Origin of the sequence: Streptomyces sennicomposti, from assembly GCF_019890635.1 — a bacterium.
Lineage (GTDB): Bacteria > Actinomycetota > Actinomycetes > Streptomycetales > Streptomycetaceae > Streptomyces > Streptomyces sennicomposti.
On record NZ_JAIOAB010000091.1, the window covers coordinates 1 to 17,486 of the forward strand.

Below are 17,486 nucleotides of genomic sequence, written 5' to 3' on the forward strand. Positions count from 1 at the left end.
ACGACGTCGTCTCCGTGGACCTGACGGGGGAGATCAAGACCGTCACGGACACCGGCAGCGTCCGGGCGACCGCCTCGGTGACGCTGGTGGCCAGCTCGACCGGCAGGTCCTTGCGGCAGCGCACGCCCAGCTTCCGGTAGACGCGGGTGAGGTGCTGCTCCACGGTGCTCGGGGTGATGAACAGCTTGGCCGCGATCTCCCGGTTGGTGTAGCCGCTGACGGCGAGCGCGGCGACCCGGCGTTCCGAGCCGGTGAGCAGTGCCCCGTCGCCGAAGCCGGCGCCGGCCGGGGACGGCTGCTCCTCGGCCTCGTCCGGGAAGGAGAACAGCTCCTCGGAGAGCGAGGCCGCCCCGCACATCCCGACCAGATGGCGGGCGCGCCGCACATGGGTACGGGCGCGCCGGTTGTCCCCGAGTTCGTGGTAGGTGGTGGCGAGGTCGCCGAGGACCCGGATCTGCTCGTACCGGTCACCGCACCGCTCATACAGGTCCAGCGCCTCCGACAGCATCTGCGGCCGGCGCGCCACGGGCCCGCCCACGGCGAGGGTCCTCAGGGCCGCCGCCCGGGGGCGGGCGCCGTTGGTGCCGGGCCGGCCGAGCTGGTCGTAGGACAGCCGCGCCGCCTGCTCCCGGTTGCCGAGCGCGAGCCACGCCTCGGCGGCGCTCGTGCGCCACGGCACGACGCCGGGGACGTCGATCCCCCAGGCCCGCATCCGGTCCCCGCAGGCGAGGAAGTCGGCGAGGGCGGCGTGCGGGTGGCCGGTGAGCAGGTGGTACTGGCCGCGTGCGTGCAGGTAGTGCAGGCCGTAGCGGGTGTCGAACATGTGCTTGGGGACGGCGTGGGTCAGATAGGCGCCCGCCTCGTCGTAGTGGCCCATGCGGGTGGTGGCGAGGACGAGGCTGCCGAGGGGACCGCCCACGGCGACGCCCCAGGCGGCCGGGTGGATGTGGTTGAGGGCCTGCTGGGCGTGGTCCGCGGCGCCGGTGAGGTCGCCCAGGCGCAGAGCGGCCTCGGACCGCATCGCGGACAGCATGGCCATCCAGGTCGGCGAGTAGGGCGTGTGGCCCTCGCGCAGCAGCCGGTCGCACCAGGCCGCCGCGTCCGGGGAGTCGGTGCACAGCAGCACGCCGAGGGCGAGCAGGGCGGGCTCCTCCGGCCAGCTGAGGTCGTAGCTGGGGCCGCGGTCCTTGAGCACCTGGTGGGCCTGGCCGACGGCCTCGTGGGCGCGGCCGTTGACCAGGGCGTCGGCGAGCAGCGCGGCGGGGCGTCCCTGCCCGGTCGGCCGGGGGGTGCGGCGGGCGAGGGTGGGGTGCGTCCAGGCCAGCCACTTCTCGGTGTCCTCCAGCAGGGCCGCGGCCTCGCTGTGCGCTTCCGGGCGGGCCGTGCGCAGCCGGTCCAGCAGCTCGCCGGCCTCGGCCGTACGGCCCTGCCACAGCAGTTGGCGCACGAGGTCGAGGGTGCGGGCCGGGGCCAGCTCGCCGGCGCGTGCGGCGGTGGTCAGGGCCGTCAGATGGCGTTCGGCGGTCGCCGGGTCGAAGAGCCGCCGCACCTGGATCAGCCGCGACTCGATCGCGGCGCGCTCGGCGCCGCTGCCGACGGGGGCGCGCAGCGCGGCCTCCAGGGCGGCGACGGCGTGCTGCGGCCGGCCGGCGAGCAGCTCCTGCTCGGCCGCCTCCGACAGGACGCGCACGCTCCACGCGCCGTCCGGCCGGTCCGCCTCGACGAGCAGCGGGGCGATGGCGCGGGGCGGGCAGCCCTGCTCGTGCAGCAGCGCGGCGGCGGCCAGCCGCAGGGTGGTGCGGTCCTCGGGGGCCAGGTCGTCGAGAACGGCCTGGCGGACGATGTCGTGGCGGAAGGTGAGGCCGGCGACCAGGCCGACCGATCCGAGGGTCCGCAGCGCGGTCTCGACGGCGCCGTCGTCGACGCCGGCGAGCCGGGCCAGACGGTCCGGGGCCTCGGCGCTGCCCAGGACGGCGAGCGCCCGGGCCACGGCCGTGACGGGCTCCTCCAGCCGGCCGAGCTGGCGCAGCACGGCGCGGCCGTAGCCGTCCTTGCGGACGCCGCCGCAGGCCAGGTGGTCCTCCAGCAGGGCGCGCAGCAGCAGCAGATTGCCTCCGCTGAGGGTGTGGAACTCGCCGGCCAGCCGTTCGGCCTCGTCCCGCTCCAGTTGCCGGGCCAGCAGTGCGGTGATCTCGGCCTCGGCGAGCGGCGCGAGGGGCACGCGCCGCGTGTGCGGCTGGTCGAGCAGCTCGGTGCGGAAGGGGCTGCGGTGGGCGGCCGTGTCGTCGGTGAGGACGGCCATGACGCGGGCGGCCCCGGTCCGCCGCACCAGATACAGGAGACAGGCCAGCGACTGCGCGTCGGCGTGCCGGACGGTGTCGACGCCGATGAACACCGGGTTCGCGGCGGAGAGTTCGAGCAGGGTGGCGGTCACCTCGTTGAGCAGCAGGGCGAGCTGGGGGCCGATGGCGACGGCGCCCCGGGCGGGGTCGTGCGGGGCCGCCTCGGCGGCCAGGGGGCTGTTCGGCGCCTGCAGCCGGGCGAGCGGGCCCTCCACGGCGGGCACGGAGGAGAAGAGCTGCCCGAGGACCCCGAACGGCAGCGCGCTCTCGGCGGGGGAGCAGCCGGCGTGCAGGACCAGCCCTCCGCCGCGCCGGGCGCGCTCGGCTGCCTGGTGCAGCAGTTCGGTCTTTCCGCTGCCGCCGGAGCCTTCGAGCAGCACGACGGAACCCTTTCCGGCGCCGCATTCGCTCCATATTCGTTCGAGCTCCGATTCCTGCTCGTCACGTTCGACCAGATTCACTGGTTCCCTCCGTACGAATGGGGTTTCGAGAAGACCGACGGGCCGAAGCTAGCAACCCTTCAAGGGGCCCCGGTTTCTCCGCGCACACCGGCCTCCCATCGGCCGCCCATCGGCCTCCTGCGGGGCCGCCGGGCCACCCGGAAGGGCGCGTTCCGTGCGTTCGGGGGAGACGCGTTCGTGGACCGCTCTCCCTCCGGTGCGCGGCCAAATGCCTTCTGACCTGCTATTTCTGACGTTCTGGATGGTTGCGAGCGGCTGTGTGTACGGCTTGACAAACAGGTCAGGTGGTTTTTTACTGTAGGGGTAGCGTGCGCCGCTTGGCTGCCGCGTGAACCGGGGGTGGTTCTCCATGCGATTCAACCTGCTCGGCCCTTTAGAGGCGGTATCCGAAGACGGTCCGGTGGAGTTCGGCGGGTTCAATCATCGAGCCATCGCCGGATTTCTTCTCCTGCGCGCCAACGAGGTCGTGCCGACGAGCAAACTGATACAGGCGCTGTGGGGATACGACACTCCCGCGACGTCGCGGAAAATGGTGCACAACGGCGTGTCCGCGCTGCGCAGGATCATCGACCGGCACGCCCGGCCCGACGGGTCCGTGCGGCTGACGACCGCGCCGCCCGGCTACCGCCTCACCGTCGCCGACGGCCACCTGGACCTGTGGCACTTCCGCCGCCAGGTGGAGCTGGGCCGGGCCGAGATCGCCGAAGGACAGCGCGAGTCGGGCACGGACAAGCTGCGCTCGGCGCTCGCGCTGTGGCGCGGGCCCGCCCTCGCGGACCTCGCGGAGAACGGCATCGCCTGGCCGGAGCTGAAGGCGGTCACCGGTCTGCGGATGAGCGTCTTCGAGGACTACGCGCAGGAACTCCTCAGGCGCGGTCAACACCAGGAGATCCTCGGCGAACTCGAGGAGATGGCCGCCGCCGAGCCCACCGAGGAACGGCTGTGCGGGCTGCTCATGGTCGCCCTCTACCGGGTCGGCCGGCAGCACGACGCGCTCGCCGCCTACCGGCGCACGCGGGCCGCCCTGCTGGACAACTTCGGGCTCGACCCGGGGCGCGAGCTGCGGGCCCTGGAACTGGCCGTCCTCAACCAGGACCCGGCGCTGAACCCCGAGTCGCGGCCGTACTGGCAGCACACGGCCCGCCGTCCGGTGGGAGTGGGCCGCTGCGAGCACCGCCTCAGGGGCGTCGCGGGCCGCGGCGGCACGATGCTGCACAGCCGCCGGCGCCCTTAGGGCCTCCCGTCCGGGCCCTGGACGGCCGCGCGGTCCGTGCCCCGGCCGAAGCGACGCTTCGGCCGGGGCACGGACCGCGTCGGCGGGAACGGCGGTTCGGGGCGGCCGGGTTCGCGTCGGCGCCGGCCGGGGGGGGGGGAGGCTCTCGTCGCGCTGCCGTGGTACGCCGGTTCGGGGTGTGCCGTCAGGAGGGGTGCGGGGCGGTCCCGATGCCCAGGCCGCGGGAGAGCAGGAGTGCGCCGTCCAGGGAGGACAGGCCGCCCAGCAGGGCCGGGCGTATCTCGGGGGCGGGGCCCGTGGGGCGTCGCAGGGCGTCGGCCGCGTCGGCCACCTGCGTGGCGTAGCCGGGCAGGGCGGCCGCGAAACCGCCGCCGATCGTGATGACCTCGGGATGGGTCAGTTCGGACAGGGACACCGCGACGGCGGCGAGCGCGGCGACGCCCGGGGCCACCGTCCGCACCGCCCAGTCCTCCCGCTTCGTCCACGCCTCGCGCAGTTCGTCGAAGCCGGCCGGCCGGCCGAGCACCCGCGCGGCCCGCCGCAGCGTCGACCGTCCCGAAGCGAGAGCCTGGACGCAGCCGCGCCGGCCGCAGTCGCACCGGGCGTCGCCGTCGTGGTCGACGACCACGTGCCCCACCTCGCACGAACCGCGGCCGGTTCCCGGACGCATCACTCCGTCCATCACCACGCCGCCGCCGATCCCCGTGCCCACGCCGAAGTGCACCAGGTCGCGGCAGCCCGCCGCCCGCGCCTCGGCGAGCGCCGCCAGGTCGCCGTCGTCGGCGATGCGCACCCGCGCGCCGGGCAGCAGCGCCACCAGCCGGGCCCGGACGTCGAGGCCCTGCCAGCTCGGCCGGCCCGGCCAGCCGCGCACCCGGCCCTCGGCGTCGACGGCGGCGGGCAGCGCCACACCCACCGACGTCACCGGGTCGCCGGACGGGCGGCCCAGCCTCTCCACGGCGGCGGCCAGCGCGTCCATGTCGGCGGCGGCCCCGCCCTCCTCGGGCCAGGTGAAGCGGACCTCCCGCGCGGGCGCGCCCGCGGCGGCGCCGTCGCGTTCCAGCCGCAGCGCTGCTTTCGTGCCGCCGATGTCGATTCCCAGATGACTCACGGTCGTGTGCTCCCGGCCTCTCGGCACGTCAGGAAAGGAAACTCCGGACTAAGGAAACTCCGGACTGCTGTTCAATTCACGTCGGAAAGATGGGGTTCCAGCGTCGAGCGCAGCACCTCGATGACGGCCCCGGCGTGCTCGGCGAGATAGAAATGCCCCCCGTCGAAAACGCGGAGGGAGAATGCCTCGTCGGTGTGCCGCCGCCATTCCCCGACTTCCGCGACCGACACCCGCGGGTCGTCCGATCCGACCAGTGCCGTGATGGGCGTCGTCAGCGGCTCGGTGTGGGTGCAGCGGTAGGCGGCGACCGCCCGGAAGTCGTTGCGCAGCACCGGCATGGTGAGCTGCAGCAGCTCCTCGTCGAGGGCGAGGGCGGCGTCGCTGCCGCCGAGCAGGAGCACCTCCCTCAGCAGGGCGTCGTCGTCGAGTTCGTGGAAGCCGTCCGCGCGCTCGACGGACGGGGCGCGGCGCGCGGAGACGATCAGCGCCGCGGCGGGCGAGCCGCACTGCTGGAGGCGCCGGGCGACCTCGTAGGCGACGGTCGCGCCCATGCTGTGCCCGAACAGGGCGATGGGCCCGGCCCACGGCATCAGGGCCCGGGCGATGTGGTCGGCCAGGTCGTGCACGGAGGGGACCAGGGCCTCGTGCCGCCGGTCCTGGCGGCCCGGATACTGCACGGCGAGGACCTCGACGTCGTCGCCGAGCGCCGCCGACAGCGGATGGAAGTAGCTGGCCGAACCGCCGGCGTGGGGCAGGGCGACCAGGACCATACGGCGTTCCGGCTTGGGGTGGAACCGGCGGATCCACTGCTGGGAACACGTGACGGTGGTGCTCATTGCTGGCTCCTTGGCGGACGGGACTCCAGGGCTGCGGGGCTGCGGGACGCGCGGACCGGCGCCGTGACCGTACTAGGCGGTCGCGGCGAGCGTCGGCGCGGCCGGCCGCACGTCGCCGGCGATGGTGAGCAGGGCGCGGGCGCCGAGCCGGTAGCCGAGCGAGCCGAGACCGACCACGACGCCCGAGGCGAGCGGTGCGATCACGGATTCGTGCCGCCACTGCTCGCGGGCCCACACGTTGGACAGGTGGACCTCGACCCAGGGCCGCGGATAGTTCGCGAGGGCGTCGCGCAGGCTCCAGCCGGCGACCATCAGCGCACCGGGATTGACCAGGGCGCCGACCGTGCCGTAGTGGGCGTGCACGGCGCGGACCAGGTCCCCCTCGGAGTCGCTCTGCACGGAGATCACGTCCCAGCCCCGGTCGGCGACCTCCTCGCCCACGGCCCGCTCGACGTCCGCCAGGGTGTCGGTGCCGTACACCTCGGGCTCGCGTTGCCCGAGGATGCCGAGGTTGGGACCGTTCAGCAGCAGTATCGCGCTCATGACTCACCTCACAACTGCGGTTGGAAAACCGGCTTCTCGTGGTCGACCCGGACGCACTCCATTCTTTATCGCCCGCACCCGTTCGTGGCCGGTGTCGGGGGGTCGAATTCGGCGACAGGGGGGTCGGCTCATGGCTTTCAGGGGGATGTCCGGGGACCCGGTAGGGGATGGGAGACGCTGCCGCCGGCGCGGTAGCGTGATATTCCCCGCCGCCGATTCTTGGATTTCCGGGGTGGGTTGGCCCTTTCGCGGAGATGTCCGCGTTCCCCAGGACAGGAATGGACCGTCATGAATGATCAGGCGAAGTTGCTCGCGGATCTCCCCGTGTGGCCGCAGTACGGCGAGGAGGAGCGGACAGGTCTGCTGCGCGCACTGGAACAGGGTCAGTGGTGGCGCATGGGAGGCAACGAGGTCGACTCGTTCGAGCGGGAGTTCGCCGACCGCCACGGTGCGCCCTATGCGCTGGCCGTGACGAACGGCACCCACGCCCTCGAACTCGCCCTCCAGGTGCTCGGCGTGCGCGAGGGCGGCGAAGTCATCGTCCCGGCCTTCACGTTCATCTCCTCCTCGCAGGCCGCCCAGCGCCTCGGCGCCGTCGCCGTACCGGTCGACGTCGACCCGGAGACGTACTGCCTCGACCCGCAGGCGGTGGCCGCCGCGGTCACCTCCCGCACCAGCGCGATCATGCCGGTCCACATGGCGGGTCACTTCGCGGACATGGACGCCCTCGGCAAGCTGTCGGCCGACACCGGGGTGCCGCTGATCCAGGACGCCGCGCACGCCCACGGGGCCGAGTGGGCCGGCCGCAAGGCCGGCGAGCTGGGTTCCGTCGCCGCGTTCAGCTTCCAGAACGGCAAGCTGATGACGGCCGGAGAGGGCGGTCTGGTCACCTTCCCCGACGAGGCCTCCTACCAGGAGGGCTTCCTGCGGCACAGCTGCGGCCGGCCGCGCACCGACCGCAAGTACTACCACCAGACCTCGGGTTCCAACTTCCGGATGAACGAGTTCTCCGCGGCCGTGCTGCGTTCCCAGCTGGGCCGGCTGGACCAGCAGATCGCCACCCGCGAGCAGCGCTCGCCGCTCCTCGCCTCCCTGCTCGGCGAGATCCCCGGGGTCGTCCCGCAGAGCCGCGACGAGCGGGTCACGGCCCACCCCCACTACATGCAGATGTTCCGGATCCCCGGCATCGGCGAGGAGGCCCGCGACGCGCTGGTGGACCGGCTCGTCGAGCGGGGCGTGCCCGCGTTCATCGCGTTCCGGGCGATCTACCGCTCGGACGGCTTCTGGGAGTACGCGTCGCCCGACGCGACCGTCGCGGAACTCGCCGACCGCTGCCCGGTGACCGAGGCCATCACCGCCGACTGCGTCTGGCTGCACCACCGGACCCTGCTGGGCACCGAGGAGCAGATGCACGCCGTGGCCGAGGTCGTGGCCGAAGAGGTCGCGCGCGCATGAACACCCCGCTGAGCGCACGAGGACCGGGCCGTGCTCCGGTCCGCACGAGCGTGGTGGGTCTGGGGTGGGCGGCGAAGTCCATCTGGCTTCCGCGACTGCGCCAGCACCCCTCCTTCGGCGTGTCGTTCCTGGTGGAGCCCAACCAGGCCGCCTGGTCCGACGTCCCCCAGGACCGCACCGGGACCCGGCTGCTGTCCGACGTGTCGGAACTGCGCCGCGACGAGGTCGACCTGGCGATCGTGGCGGTGCCGAACCACCTGCACTCGGCCGTCGCCTGCCGCGTCCTGCGCATGGGCATCCCGGTGTTCCTGGAGAAGCCCGTCTGCCTCAACTCGGCGGAGGCGGACCAGCTGGCCGCCGCCGAACGCGAGGGCGGCGCGATGCTCCTCGCGGGCAGCGCGGCCCGCTACCGCGCCGACGTGCTCGCCCTGCGCGAGGTGATCCAGCGGGATCTGGGCGAACTGCGGCACATCGAGCTGTCCTGGGTGCGGGCCCGCGGGGTGCCGAGCGCCGGCGGCTGGTTCACCCAGCGGCAGTTCGCCGGCGGCGGAGCCCTGGTGGACCTGGGCTGGCACCTGCTCGACACCGTCGGGCCGATCCTCGGCCCGGTCGGCTTCGACCAGGCGGTCGGCACCGTGTCCGACGACTTCGTCAACGACCGCTCCTCGGAGGCGGCCTGGCGCGAGGACGCGCCGCGCGAGCCGGACGCGGCGGGCGACGTGGAGGACACCGCGCGCGGCTTCCTGGTCACCGAGACCGGGGTGTCGGTGGCGATCCGGGCCAGCTGGGCCTCCCACGAGCCGTACGACACGACCCGCGTCCGGGTGGACGGCAGCGCCGGCAGCGCCACGCTGGACTGCACGTTCGGCTTCAGCCCCAACCGCCGCAAGGGTTCCCGGCTGGTCCTGGTGCGCGACGGGGAACGGACCGAGGTCCCGCTCCCGGAGGAGGAGATCGGCGCCGAGTACCTGCGCCAGCTGGACGAACTGCCGCAACTGCTGGCGGACCCGGCGGCGCGGGGACGGACCGTGGAAGAGGTCCGCCGCACCATCGCGGTGATCGAGCGCATCTACGGCTCGGCCCGCCGGGCACGGATCGGGGCCCGCTCCACAAGAGCGGCCCACGCCGTGCCCCGTTCGACGCTACTGAACTAGGAGAGGCAGCGGCATGCTTGACAGGCACAGCGATGACGACGGGGCGGCGGAGCCCACGGCCGACGGGGCCGCTCCACGCGTCGAGGGCGGCCTGCGGGCCGTCGTGTTCGACCTCGACGGCGTGCTCGTCGACAGTTTCGAGGTGATGCGGGAGGCGTTCAGCGTCGCCTACGCCGAGGTCGTCGGCGTGGGCGAGGCGCCCTTCGCCGAGTACAACCGCCATCTGGGCCGGTACTTCCCCGACATCATGCGCATCATGGGGCTGCCGCCGGAGATGGAGGAGCCCTTCGTGCGGGAGAGCCGCCGACTGGCTTCCCGGGTGCAGGTGTTCCCGGGGATCGCTGAACTGCTGGAGTCCCTGCACCGGCGCAAGGTGCCGATGGCCGTGGCGACGGGCAAGGCGGGCGACCGGGCCCGCGCCCTGCTCGCCGGGCTCGGGCTGCTGGACCTGTTCGAGGTGGTGATCGGCTCGGACGAGGTCCCGCGGCCCAAGCCGGCGCCGGACATGGTCCGCCTCGCGCTCTCGGCGCTGGGGGCGCCCGCCGGGCAGACGGTGATGGTCGGCGACGCCGTCACCGACCTGCACAGCGCCCACGGCGCGGGAGTGTACGCGGCGGCGGCGCTGTGGGCGGGCGTCGACCCCGAGCCGCTGCTGGGCGCGCGGCCGGACGTGGTCCTGCGGCACCCGGCCGAACTGCTGGAACTCGTCGCCACCCCGGTCACCGCCGGCTAGGGTCTCGCGTCCGGCTCAGATCGGCTCAGGCCGGATCAGATCGGATCAGACCGGTTCAGGCCGGATCGGCGACCGTGGTCCGGCGCCTCGCGAGGCCGGTCACGGACGGAAGGCGGCACCACCGCGTCCACGGTGGTGCCGCCTTCCGGCGCGTCTGCGCGTGTGCGCGTCTGCGCGTGTGCGCGTCTGCGCGTGTGCGCGCCCGCGCACCCGGGGCACGGGCACGGGCACGGGGAGCGGGACGCGGGGCGCGGGACACAGGGAGCGGGCCGCCGTCGATCGCCCGCGTCCGGCGCACCGTCCGCGTCCGGCGCACGGCCACCCGCGCCCAACTCCCCGCCGCCCACGCCGACGCCCCGCCGACCAGGCACAAGGGTCGGCCGCCCACGCCGACACCCGGCCGACCAGGCACAAGGCCCGGCCGACCAGGCACAAGGCCCGGCCGACCAGGCACAAGGCCCGGCCGACCAGGCACAAGGCCCGGCCGACCAGGCGCAAGGCCCGGCCGCCCACGCCGGACGCCCGGCCGGGGCTTCCCGGCCGGGCGCCTGTGCGAGCCGCTCGCCGTCCGATCGGCACGACCGCGTGGCGCGGCCGGTCCCGGGAACCGCCCTCGGCGTCCGGGCCCTCGGGCGTGCCCGGGTCAGGGCGCCGGGACGGGCGGCGACGCCGCGGGACGGGCGCCGTCCCGGGGCATCGCGGCGAGCTCCGCCCGCACCAGCTCCTCGGGGACGCCGGCGACGAGGGCCGGGCCGCCGGGACCGTCCAGGACGAAGGTCAGGGCATGGCCCTCCGCCTTCTTGTCCCGGCGCATGTACGCGATCAGCGTGTCGTGGTCCACGTCGGCGGGCAGCGCGGTCGGCAGGCCGTACGACGCCACCACGTCCAGATGCTCCCGCACCCGGGCCGGCGGGATGCGGCCCAGGGCGCCGGCCAGCCGGCCGGCGAACACGGTGCCGACGGCGACCGCCTCGCCGTGCCGCAGCGCGTAGTCCGTCGCCCGCTCCAGGGCGTGGCCCAGTGTGTGACCGTAGTTCAGGACGTGGCGCAGCCCCTGGTCGCGTTCGTCGCGGGCCACCACGGACGCCTTCAGGGCGACGCTGCGGGCGATCTGCCGCTCCAGCGGCAGGGCGGCCAGCCCCGGGGCGCCGATGAAGTGGCAGCGGGCCAGTTCGCCGTAGCCGTTGACGCGTTCGCGGGGCGGCAGAGTGGCGAGGAAGTCCGTGTCGCACAGCACCGCTCGGGGCTGCCAGTAGGCGCCCACGAGGTTCTTGCCCTCGGGCAGGTTCACCCCCGTCTTGCCGCCGATGCTCGCGTCGACCTGCGCGAGCAGCGAGGTCGGCAGGTGGATGACGGGCGTGCCGCGGTGGTAGAGGGCGGCGGCGAGACCGACGGTGTCGGTCGTGGTGCCGCCGCCGCAGGAGATCACCACGTCGGAACGGGTGAGGCCGAAGCGGGCGAAGCGTTCGCACAGTCCGGCCACCGCGGCGAGGTTCTTGCCGGTCTCGCCGTCGGCGGCGGCCAGCCACAGCGTCTCGACGCCGAGCGCCGGCAGCAGGCCCCGCGGGCGGGCGGAGACCACGACGGCGCGTTCGGCGCCGGCCGCGGCGACCAGCCCCGGCAGCAGGGCGCGCACACCGGGCCCGATGTGCACCGGGTAGGAACGTTCGCCCAGGTCCACGTCCACGCGGAAGGCGGCGGTCTCGCTCATCGCTGTCCTCCCCCTACGCCGTCTGGAGCACGGCGCCGGGCACGGCGAGGGGCTGTCGGTCCGCGCCGGACGGCGTGAGCGCCGCACGCAGCGTACGGGCCGCCAGCGCCTCCACGGCGGGCGGCACCCGCAGCCGGCGCAGCGTGAGATGGGTGTGCTCGAAGAGCAGGTAGTTGACGGGCGCGTCACCGGCCCGCCAGGCCAGTGCGGTCCGGCGCAGGGTGCGCAGGTAGCCGTCCCAGCCGCGCTGGACGGCCGGGCTCATGGCGGGCAGCCCGTCCGCGAGCACCGTGCAGGTCTCGGCGCCGCGGGTGCACAGCGCGGTGCGCTGCGCCGGACTCAGCGCGGCCGTGCGGTGCTGCCAGACGCGGAACAGGAAGCCGCGCCGGGCGGATTCGTCCAGGAGCGCGACGACATGCCGCAGCTGCCAGACGGCGAGGGCGAGCTGGGCGCGCTGGTCGGCGACGGGTTCCGCGCAGACGGCCAGCGCGAGTTCACTGGAGGCCGTCGAGACCTCGTCGGCGCATTCGATGCCGAGCAACTCGCGTGACATTCCGGCGGGGGCCGGGAATTCACCGTGCGCAGGGGGGTGTCCGGGGGTTTTCCCGAGTGCCGCGCCGAGTTCTTCGAAACGGGGGGCGAATTCCTCGAGAACGCCGGCCGTGCCGCCCGCCCACACGTCGAGGGCGGACGGGAAGGGCTCGTCGGACCAGTGAAAGAACCAGCGGCCGGCCGGGTCCGCGGCACGCAGGTCGCTGACCAGGCCATGGAGGGCCGCAGGTGGCTCCGGACGGGAAATTCCCCGGGCTCCGACGTGCTCGGAAGCGGATATGCGCACATGGTTCCAGTGCAGGGTCATGGGGATTGCCTCAGCTCTTCTGGGTACGACGGAATGGTTCGTACGGAACGGGCTGCGCACCATGCTAAAGGCAGTCGGACGCCGTTCCCACGGGCCGCCGACGTGATATGCGACCGGCCCGGAATGAGGGTGGTGTTAGGGGTCGTGCTGGGGTTACCGAAAAGACCTCGGCCAGCAGAATCGGCGGTACCGGCCATCCGCCGTCCGTGCGCCCGGTTTCCCGGATCCGCCGAGGCCACCGCATTCGTTGACGCCGTGCTTTTCCGAGAGGTGTGGGGACATGCTGCGAACCGAGCTGATCAAACCGCTGCCCGAGCTGCTCGCGGCGCACGCGAACCGTTTCGCGGACAAGGTCGCCTACCGCGACGCCCGGCGCGCGGTCAGCCACGGCGAACTCGAACGGCGGACCGCCCGCATCGCCGGCCACCTCGCGGCGCTGCGCCTCCAGCCGGGTGACCGGGCGGCGATCCTGCTCGGCAACTCCGTGGAGACGGTGGAGAGTTACCTGGCGATCGTCCGGGCCGCCGCCATCGGCGTCCCGCTCAACCCGCGCTCCACCGACGCGGAACTCGGTCATCTGCTCGGCCACAGCGGCGCCCGGGTCGTCGTCACCGACCGCGCCCACCTGGACCAGGTGCGCCGCGTGCTCGGCACCCTGCCGGTCGCCGGCGACCCGGTGCGGATCGTCGTGACCGGCGGCGAACACCCCGTGGGCACCGTGTCGTTCGAGAAGCTCGCCACCACCGAGCCGCCGCTGCCCGCCCGGGACGACCTGGGCCTGGACGACGTGGCGTGGATCCTCTACACCTCCGGCACCACGGGCCGGCCCAAGGGCGTGCGGTCCACCCAGCGCAACGCGCTGTGGTCGGTGGCCGCCGGCTATGTGCCGATCCCCGGGCTCGGCCCGGACGACCGCATGGTGTGGCCGCTGCCCCTCTTCCACAGTCTGTCCCACATCGTGTGCGTCGTCGCCGCCACCGCCGTGGGCGCGTCGGTGCGCCTCGTCGACGGCTTCGACGCCGACGACGTGCTCGCCGCGGTCCGCGCGGACGAGGCGACGTTCCTGGCCGGCGTGCCGACCATGTACCACCACCTGGTGCGCGCCGCCGCCCGGCAGGACTTCACCGCCCCCCGCCTGCGGGTGTGCCTGGTCGGCGGCTCGGTGACCACCGCCTCCCTGCACACCGCGTTCGAACAGGCCTACGGCGCCCCGCTGCTGGACGCCTACGGCTCCACCGAGACCTGCGGCTCCATCACGATGACCTGGCCCTCGGGCGCCCGCGTGGACGGCTCGTGCGGGCTGCCGGTACCGGGCGTCAACGTGCGGCTGGTGGACCCGCCCACCGGCTCCGACGTGCCGCCCGGCGAGGAGGGCGAGGTCTGGGTCAGCGGACCGAACGTCATGGCCGGCTACCACAACGATCCCGAGGCCACCGAGGAGGCGCTGCGGGACGGCTGGTACCGCACCGGCGACCTCGCGGTCCGCGACGAGGCCGGGTACTTCACGATCACGGGCCGGCTGAAGGAACTCATCATCCGCGGCGGCGAGAACATCCACCCCGGGGAGATCGAGGACGTCCTGCGGGACGTGCCCGGCGTCGCGGACGCCGCCGTCGTCGCCAAGCCGCACGAGGTGCTCGGCGAGGTGCCGGTGGCGTTCCTGGTGCCGGAGGGCGACGGCCTGGACCCCGAGGCGCTGTACGCGGCCTGCCGGGAGCGGCTCGCCTACTACAAGGTGCCCGAGGAGCTGTACGAGACCGCGGCCGTCCCGCGCACCCAGTCCGGCAAGATCGTCCGCCACCAGCTGCTGCACCGCCCGATGAGGCTGCGCGCCGCCAACAGCACCCACTTCGAGTCGCTGCTCAGGGTCGACTGGGTGCCGGCGGCGCTGCCCGACGACCCCGCCCTCGCGCCGTGGACGGTGCACGGCCCGGACGCCCCGTCCCTCACCGCCCGGCTCGACGCCCGGCTGACCCGGGCCGCCGCCGACGGCGAGGACGTACCGCCGGTCGTGGTGCTCGCCCTGGAGGCGCCGAAGGCGACGGCCGCCGCGGACTTCGCCGCCGGCGCCCGGCGCACCGTCCACGAACTCACCGGGGAACTGACCGGCCTGCTCGCCGATCCCCGCCTGGACGGCGTCCGCATCGCCGTGGCCACCCGGGGCGCGGTCACCGCCGGCTCGCAGGAGACCTTCCACAACATCGCCCACGCGCCCGTCTGGGGTCTGCTGCGCGTGCTGCAGGCCCGGCATCCGGAGCGTCTCGTCCTGGCCGACCTGGACGAGACGCCCGCATCGCTCCAGGCGCTGCCCGCAGCCCTCGCCACCGGTGAGCCGCAGCTCGCGCTGCGCACCGGCGTCCTGCTGCTGCCGCGACTGGCCCGGGTCTCCGTCGTCACCGACGACGGCGCCCACCGGCCGATCGACCCCGAGGGCACGGTCGTCGTCACCGGCGCCGACGGCGCCGAGGGCGCCGCGCTGGCCCGGCACCTGGTCGCCGGCCACCACGCCCGGCACCTGCTGCTGATCGGCACGTACGACACCGAGGACGAGACCCTGGTCGCGCTGCGCGCCGAACTGACCGCGCTCGGCGCGACGGTGGACACGGCGGCCTGCGATCCCGCCGACCGGCGGGCCCTCGCGACCGCGCTGGTCCGGGCGCGGCGCCCGCTGACCGCGATCGTGCACACCGGCGGCTGGCGGACGGCGCTCGCCCACCGCCCCGACCGTGCCCTGGAGCCGGCCGTCGCCGCCCTGCTGCACCTGCACGAACTCTCCCGCGAGCACACGGAACTGGCCGCCTTCGTGGTGTGCTCGTCCGCGGACGCCCTGCTCGGCGCGGCCACCGACGGCGATCGGGCGGCCTACGACGCGCTCCTGGACGCACTCGCCCGGCACCGCGCCGACCGCGGACTGCCCGCCCTGTCGCTGGGCTGGGGCCCCTGGGAGCCGGCGGCCGCCGACGGCCGCGGCGGCGAACCGGTCACCGGAGTGCGCCAGCTGAGCGCCGCCGAGGGACTGGCCATGTTCGACGCCGCCCAGCTGGCCGGACCGGTGCACTGCCTGCCGCTGGCCCTGGACACCGCGGCGCTGACGGCCGGCGCGGGACGCGTGCCCGGCTCGTCCCGGCCGTCGGCGCTGCCCCCGCTGCTCAGCGGCCTCATCGACGTCTCGGCGGCGCCCACCCCCGCCGACGGAGCGGTCACCGAGGCGCTGCGGGAGCGGGTGGGCCGGCTGCCCGGCCCGGAACGGCAGCGGATGCTGCTCGACCTCGTGCGCACCGAGACCGCGCGGGTACGGGACGTCGGCGGCCTGTCGAAGGTCGGACCCGGACGGCCCTTCAAGGACCTCGGGTTCACCTCCCTGGAGGCCGTCACCCTGCGCAACCGCCTCACCCAGTCCACGGGCCTGACCCTGCCCGCCACGCTCGCCTTCGACCATCCCACGCCGCAGGCCGTGGCCGAACTGCTGGACTCCCTGATCACGGGCGTCGAGGCGCCCGTCGAGGAGGTCAGGCCGGAGAGCGCGGGTTCCGGCGAGCCGATCGCGATCGTCGGCATGGCGTGCCGGCTGCCCGGCGGGGTGAGCACCCCGGACGAGCTGTGGGACCTGGTCGCCGAGGGCCGTGACGCCGTCTCCGGCTTCCCCGAGGACCGCGGATGGAACGTGGAGGAGCTGTACGACTCGGAGGGCTCCCGCCCCGGCACCTCGTACTGCCGCGAGGGCGGCTTCCTCTACGACCTCGCCGACTTCGACGCGGAGTTCTTCGGCATCTCCCCGCGTGAGGCCACCGCCATGGACCCGCAGCAGCGGCTGCTGCTGGAGACCTCCTGGGAAGCCCTGGAGAGGGCCGCCATCGACCCGACGAAGCTGCGCGGCGAGCCGGTCGGCGTGTTCTCCGGCGTCATGTACCACGACTACGGCTCCCAGACCCGCATCCCCGAGGAACTGGAGGGCTACCACGGCATCGGCACGGCCAGCAGCGTGGCCTCGGGCCGCGTCTCGTACACGCTCGGTCTGGAAGGACCGGCGCTCACCGTCGACACGGCCTGCTCCTCGTCGCTGGTCGCGCTGCACCTGGCGGCGCAGTCGCTGCGCAACGGCGAGTGCACGCTGGCCCTCGCGGGCGGCGTGGCGCTGATGTCGCAGCCCACGTCGTTCGTGGAGTTCTCCCGCCAGCGGGCGCTCGCCGCCAACGGCCGCTGCAAGGCCTATGCCGAGGCCGCCGACGGCACCGGCTGGGCCGAGGGCGTGGGCGTCCTGGTCCTGGAACGGCTGTCGGACGCGCGGCGGTCGGGGCATCCGGTGCTGGCGGTGGTGCGTGGTTCGGCGATCAATCAGGACGGTGCGTCCAATGGTCTGACGGCTCCGAGTGGTCCGGCGCAGCAGCGGGTGATCCGTCAGGCGCTGGCGAACGCGGGTGTGTCCGCGGACGGTGTGGATGTGGTCGAGGGTCATGGGACGGGTACGACGCTGGGTGATCCGATCGAGGCGCAGGCGTTGCTGGCGACGTACGGCAGGGACCGTGAAGTGCCTTTGTGGCTGGGTTCGTTGAAGTCGAACATCGGTCATGCGCAGTCGGCGGCCGGTGTCGCCGGGATCATCAAGATGGTGCAGGCGATGCGGCACGGGGTGTTGCCGAGGACGCTGCATGTGGACCAGCCGTCCACGAAGGTGGACTGGGGTTCCGGTGCGGTGGAGCTGCTTACGCAGGCGCGTGCGTGGCCGCAGGTGGAGCGTCCGCGGCGGGCGGCGGTGTCGTCGTTCGGGGTGAGCGGCACCAACGCCCACGTCATCCTCGAACAGGCCCCGCAGGAGGCGGAGACGCCGCCCCCGGCCGGCGACGGCGGCGCACGCACGGTGCCCTGGCTGCTGTCCGCCAAGTCCGAGGCCGCGCTGCGCGCCCACGCCGAGCGCTTCCTCGCCGACGTCGTCGGTCTGGACTCCGTGGCCGTCGCGCAGACGCTGCTGCACAGCCGGGCGGCGCTGACGGAGCGTGCGGTGGTGGTCGGTGGTGAGGGTGGGGAGTTGTCGCTGGGGTTGCGGGCC

At 74.1% G+C, this 17,486-nt stretch carries 11 protein-coding genes; 5 read left to right on the plus strand and 6 right to left on the minus strand.

Features of this window, described 5'->3' with window-relative positions; all coding sequences use genetic code 11:
- Nucleotides 1-2,803, minus strand: a 2,803-nt coding sequence (locus tag K7787_RS30035; protein ID WP_308036499.1) for an AAA family ATPase, incomplete at its 3' end; no start/stop codon positions are given.
- Nucleotides 2,804-3,152: 349 nt separating this feature from the next.
- Here K7787_RS30035 and K7787_RS30040 point away from each other — a divergent pair.
- A complete protein-coding gene (locus K7787_RS30040) occupies nt 3,153-4,037 on the plus strand; it encodes an AfsR/SARP family transcriptional regulator (RefSeq protein ID WP_164387442.1) in 885 nt (294 codons plus the stop codon).
- A gap of 184 nt (nt 4,038-4,221) precedes the next feature.
- Here K7787_RS30040 and K7787_RS30045 read toward each other — a convergent pair whose 3' ends face one another.
- The 3 genes from K7787_RS30045 to K7787_RS30055 form a co-directional block, all read right to left on the minus strand.
- Nucleotides 4,222-5,148: an ROK family protein gene (locus tag K7787_RS30045; protein ID WP_223003569.1), complete on the minus strand. Its 927-nt coding sequence runs from the start codon at nt 5,146-5,148 to the stop codon at nt 4,222-4,224.
- 71 nt (nt 5,149-5,219) lie between these two features.
- Nucleotides 5,220-5,984, minus strand: coding sequence for a thioesterase II family protein (locus tag K7787_RS30050; protein ID WP_009191163.1), 765 nt, complete (start codon nt 5,982-5,984; stop codon nt 5,220-5,222).
- Between the two features lie 72 nt (nt 5,985-6,056).
- On the minus strand, nt 6,057-6,527 hold the full coding sequence (locus K7787_RS30055) for a type II 3-dehydroquinate dehydratase (protein WP_019984882.1): 471 nt from the start codon (nt 6,525-6,527) through the stop codon (nt 6,057-6,059).
- A gap of 288 nt (nt 6,528-6,815) precedes the next feature.
- Between K7787_RS30055 and K7787_RS30060 the strand changes: the two genes are divergently transcribed.
- The 3 genes from K7787_RS30060 to K7787_RS30070 are packed head-to-tail and all read left to right on the plus strand — an operon-like array spanning nt 6,816 to nt 9,869.
- Entirely contained in the window at nt 6,816-7,982 is a 1,167-nt protein-coding gene (locus K7787_RS30060) for a DegT/DnrJ/EryC1/StrS family aminotransferase (RefSeq protein WP_043261414.1), read from the plus strand.
- A gap of 53 nt (nt 7,983-8,035) precedes the next feature.
- A complete protein-coding gene (locus tag K7787_RS30065; RefSeq protein ID WP_009191166.1) occupies nt 8,036-9,136 on the plus strand; it encodes a Gfo/Idh/MocA family protein in 1,101 nt (366 codons plus the stop codon).
- Nucleotides 9,137-9,149: 13 nt separating this feature from the next.
- On the plus strand, nt 9,150-9,869 hold the full coding sequence (locus K7787_RS30070) for an HAD-IA family hydrolase (RefSeq protein ID WP_199293232.1): 720 nt from the start codon (nt 9,150-9,152) through the stop codon (nt 9,867-9,869).
- A gap of 643 nt (nt 9,870-10,512) precedes the next feature.
- Here the strand turns inward: K7787_RS30070 and K7787_RS30075 are convergent.
- Nucleotides 10,513-11,580, minus strand: coding sequence for a 3-dehydroquinate synthase family protein (locus K7787_RS30075; RefSeq protein WP_223003570.1), 1,068 nt, complete (start codon nt 11,578-11,580; stop codon nt 10,513-10,515).
- Between the two features lie 13 nt (nt 11,581-11,593).
- Nucleotides 11,594-12,133, minus strand: coding sequence for a hypothetical protein (locus tag K7787_RS30080; RefSeq protein WP_156301914.1), 540 nt, complete (start codon nt 12,131-12,133; stop codon nt 11,594-11,596).
- 586 nt (nt 12,134-12,719) lie between these two features.
- On the opposite strand from K7787_RS30080, the gene K7787_RS30085 reads away from it, so the two are divergent.
- The coding region (locus K7787_RS30085) for a beta-ketoacyl synthase N-terminal-like domain-containing protein (RefSeq protein ID WP_223003571.1) at nt 12,720-17,486 on the plus strand (4,767 nt) is incomplete at its 3' end.

Excerpts from the sequence above, each read along its gene's own strand:
- K7787_RS30040 (WP_164387442.1), top strand. The coding sequence starts at position 3,153 with ATGCGATTCAACCTGCTCGGCCCTTTAGAGGCGGTATCCGAAGACGGT.
- K7787_RS30050 (WP_009191163.1), bottom strand. The coding sequence starts at position 5,984 with ATGAGCACCACCGTCACGTGTTCCCAGCAGTGGATCCGCCGGTTCCAC.
- K7787_RS30055 (WP_019984882.1), bottom strand. The coding sequence starts at position 6,527 with ATGAGCGCGATACTGCTGCTGAACGGTCCCAACCTCGGCATCCTCGGG.
- K7787_RS30060 (WP_043261414.1), top strand. The coding sequence starts at position 6,816 with ATGAATGATCAGGCGAAGTTGCTCGCGGATCTCCCCGTGTGGCCGCAG.
- K7787_RS30070 (WP_199293232.1), top strand. The coding sequence starts at position 9,150 with ATGCTTGACAGGCACAGCGATGACGACGGGGCGGCGGAGCCCACGGCC.
- K7787_RS30075 (WP_223003570.1), bottom strand. The coding sequence starts at position 11,580 with ATGAGCGAGACCGCCGCCTTCCGCGTGGACGTGGACCTGGGCGAACGT.
- K7787_RS30080 (WP_156301914.1), bottom strand. The coding sequence starts at position 12,133 with ATGTCACGCGAGTTGCTCGGCATCGAATGCGCCGACGAGGTCTCGACG.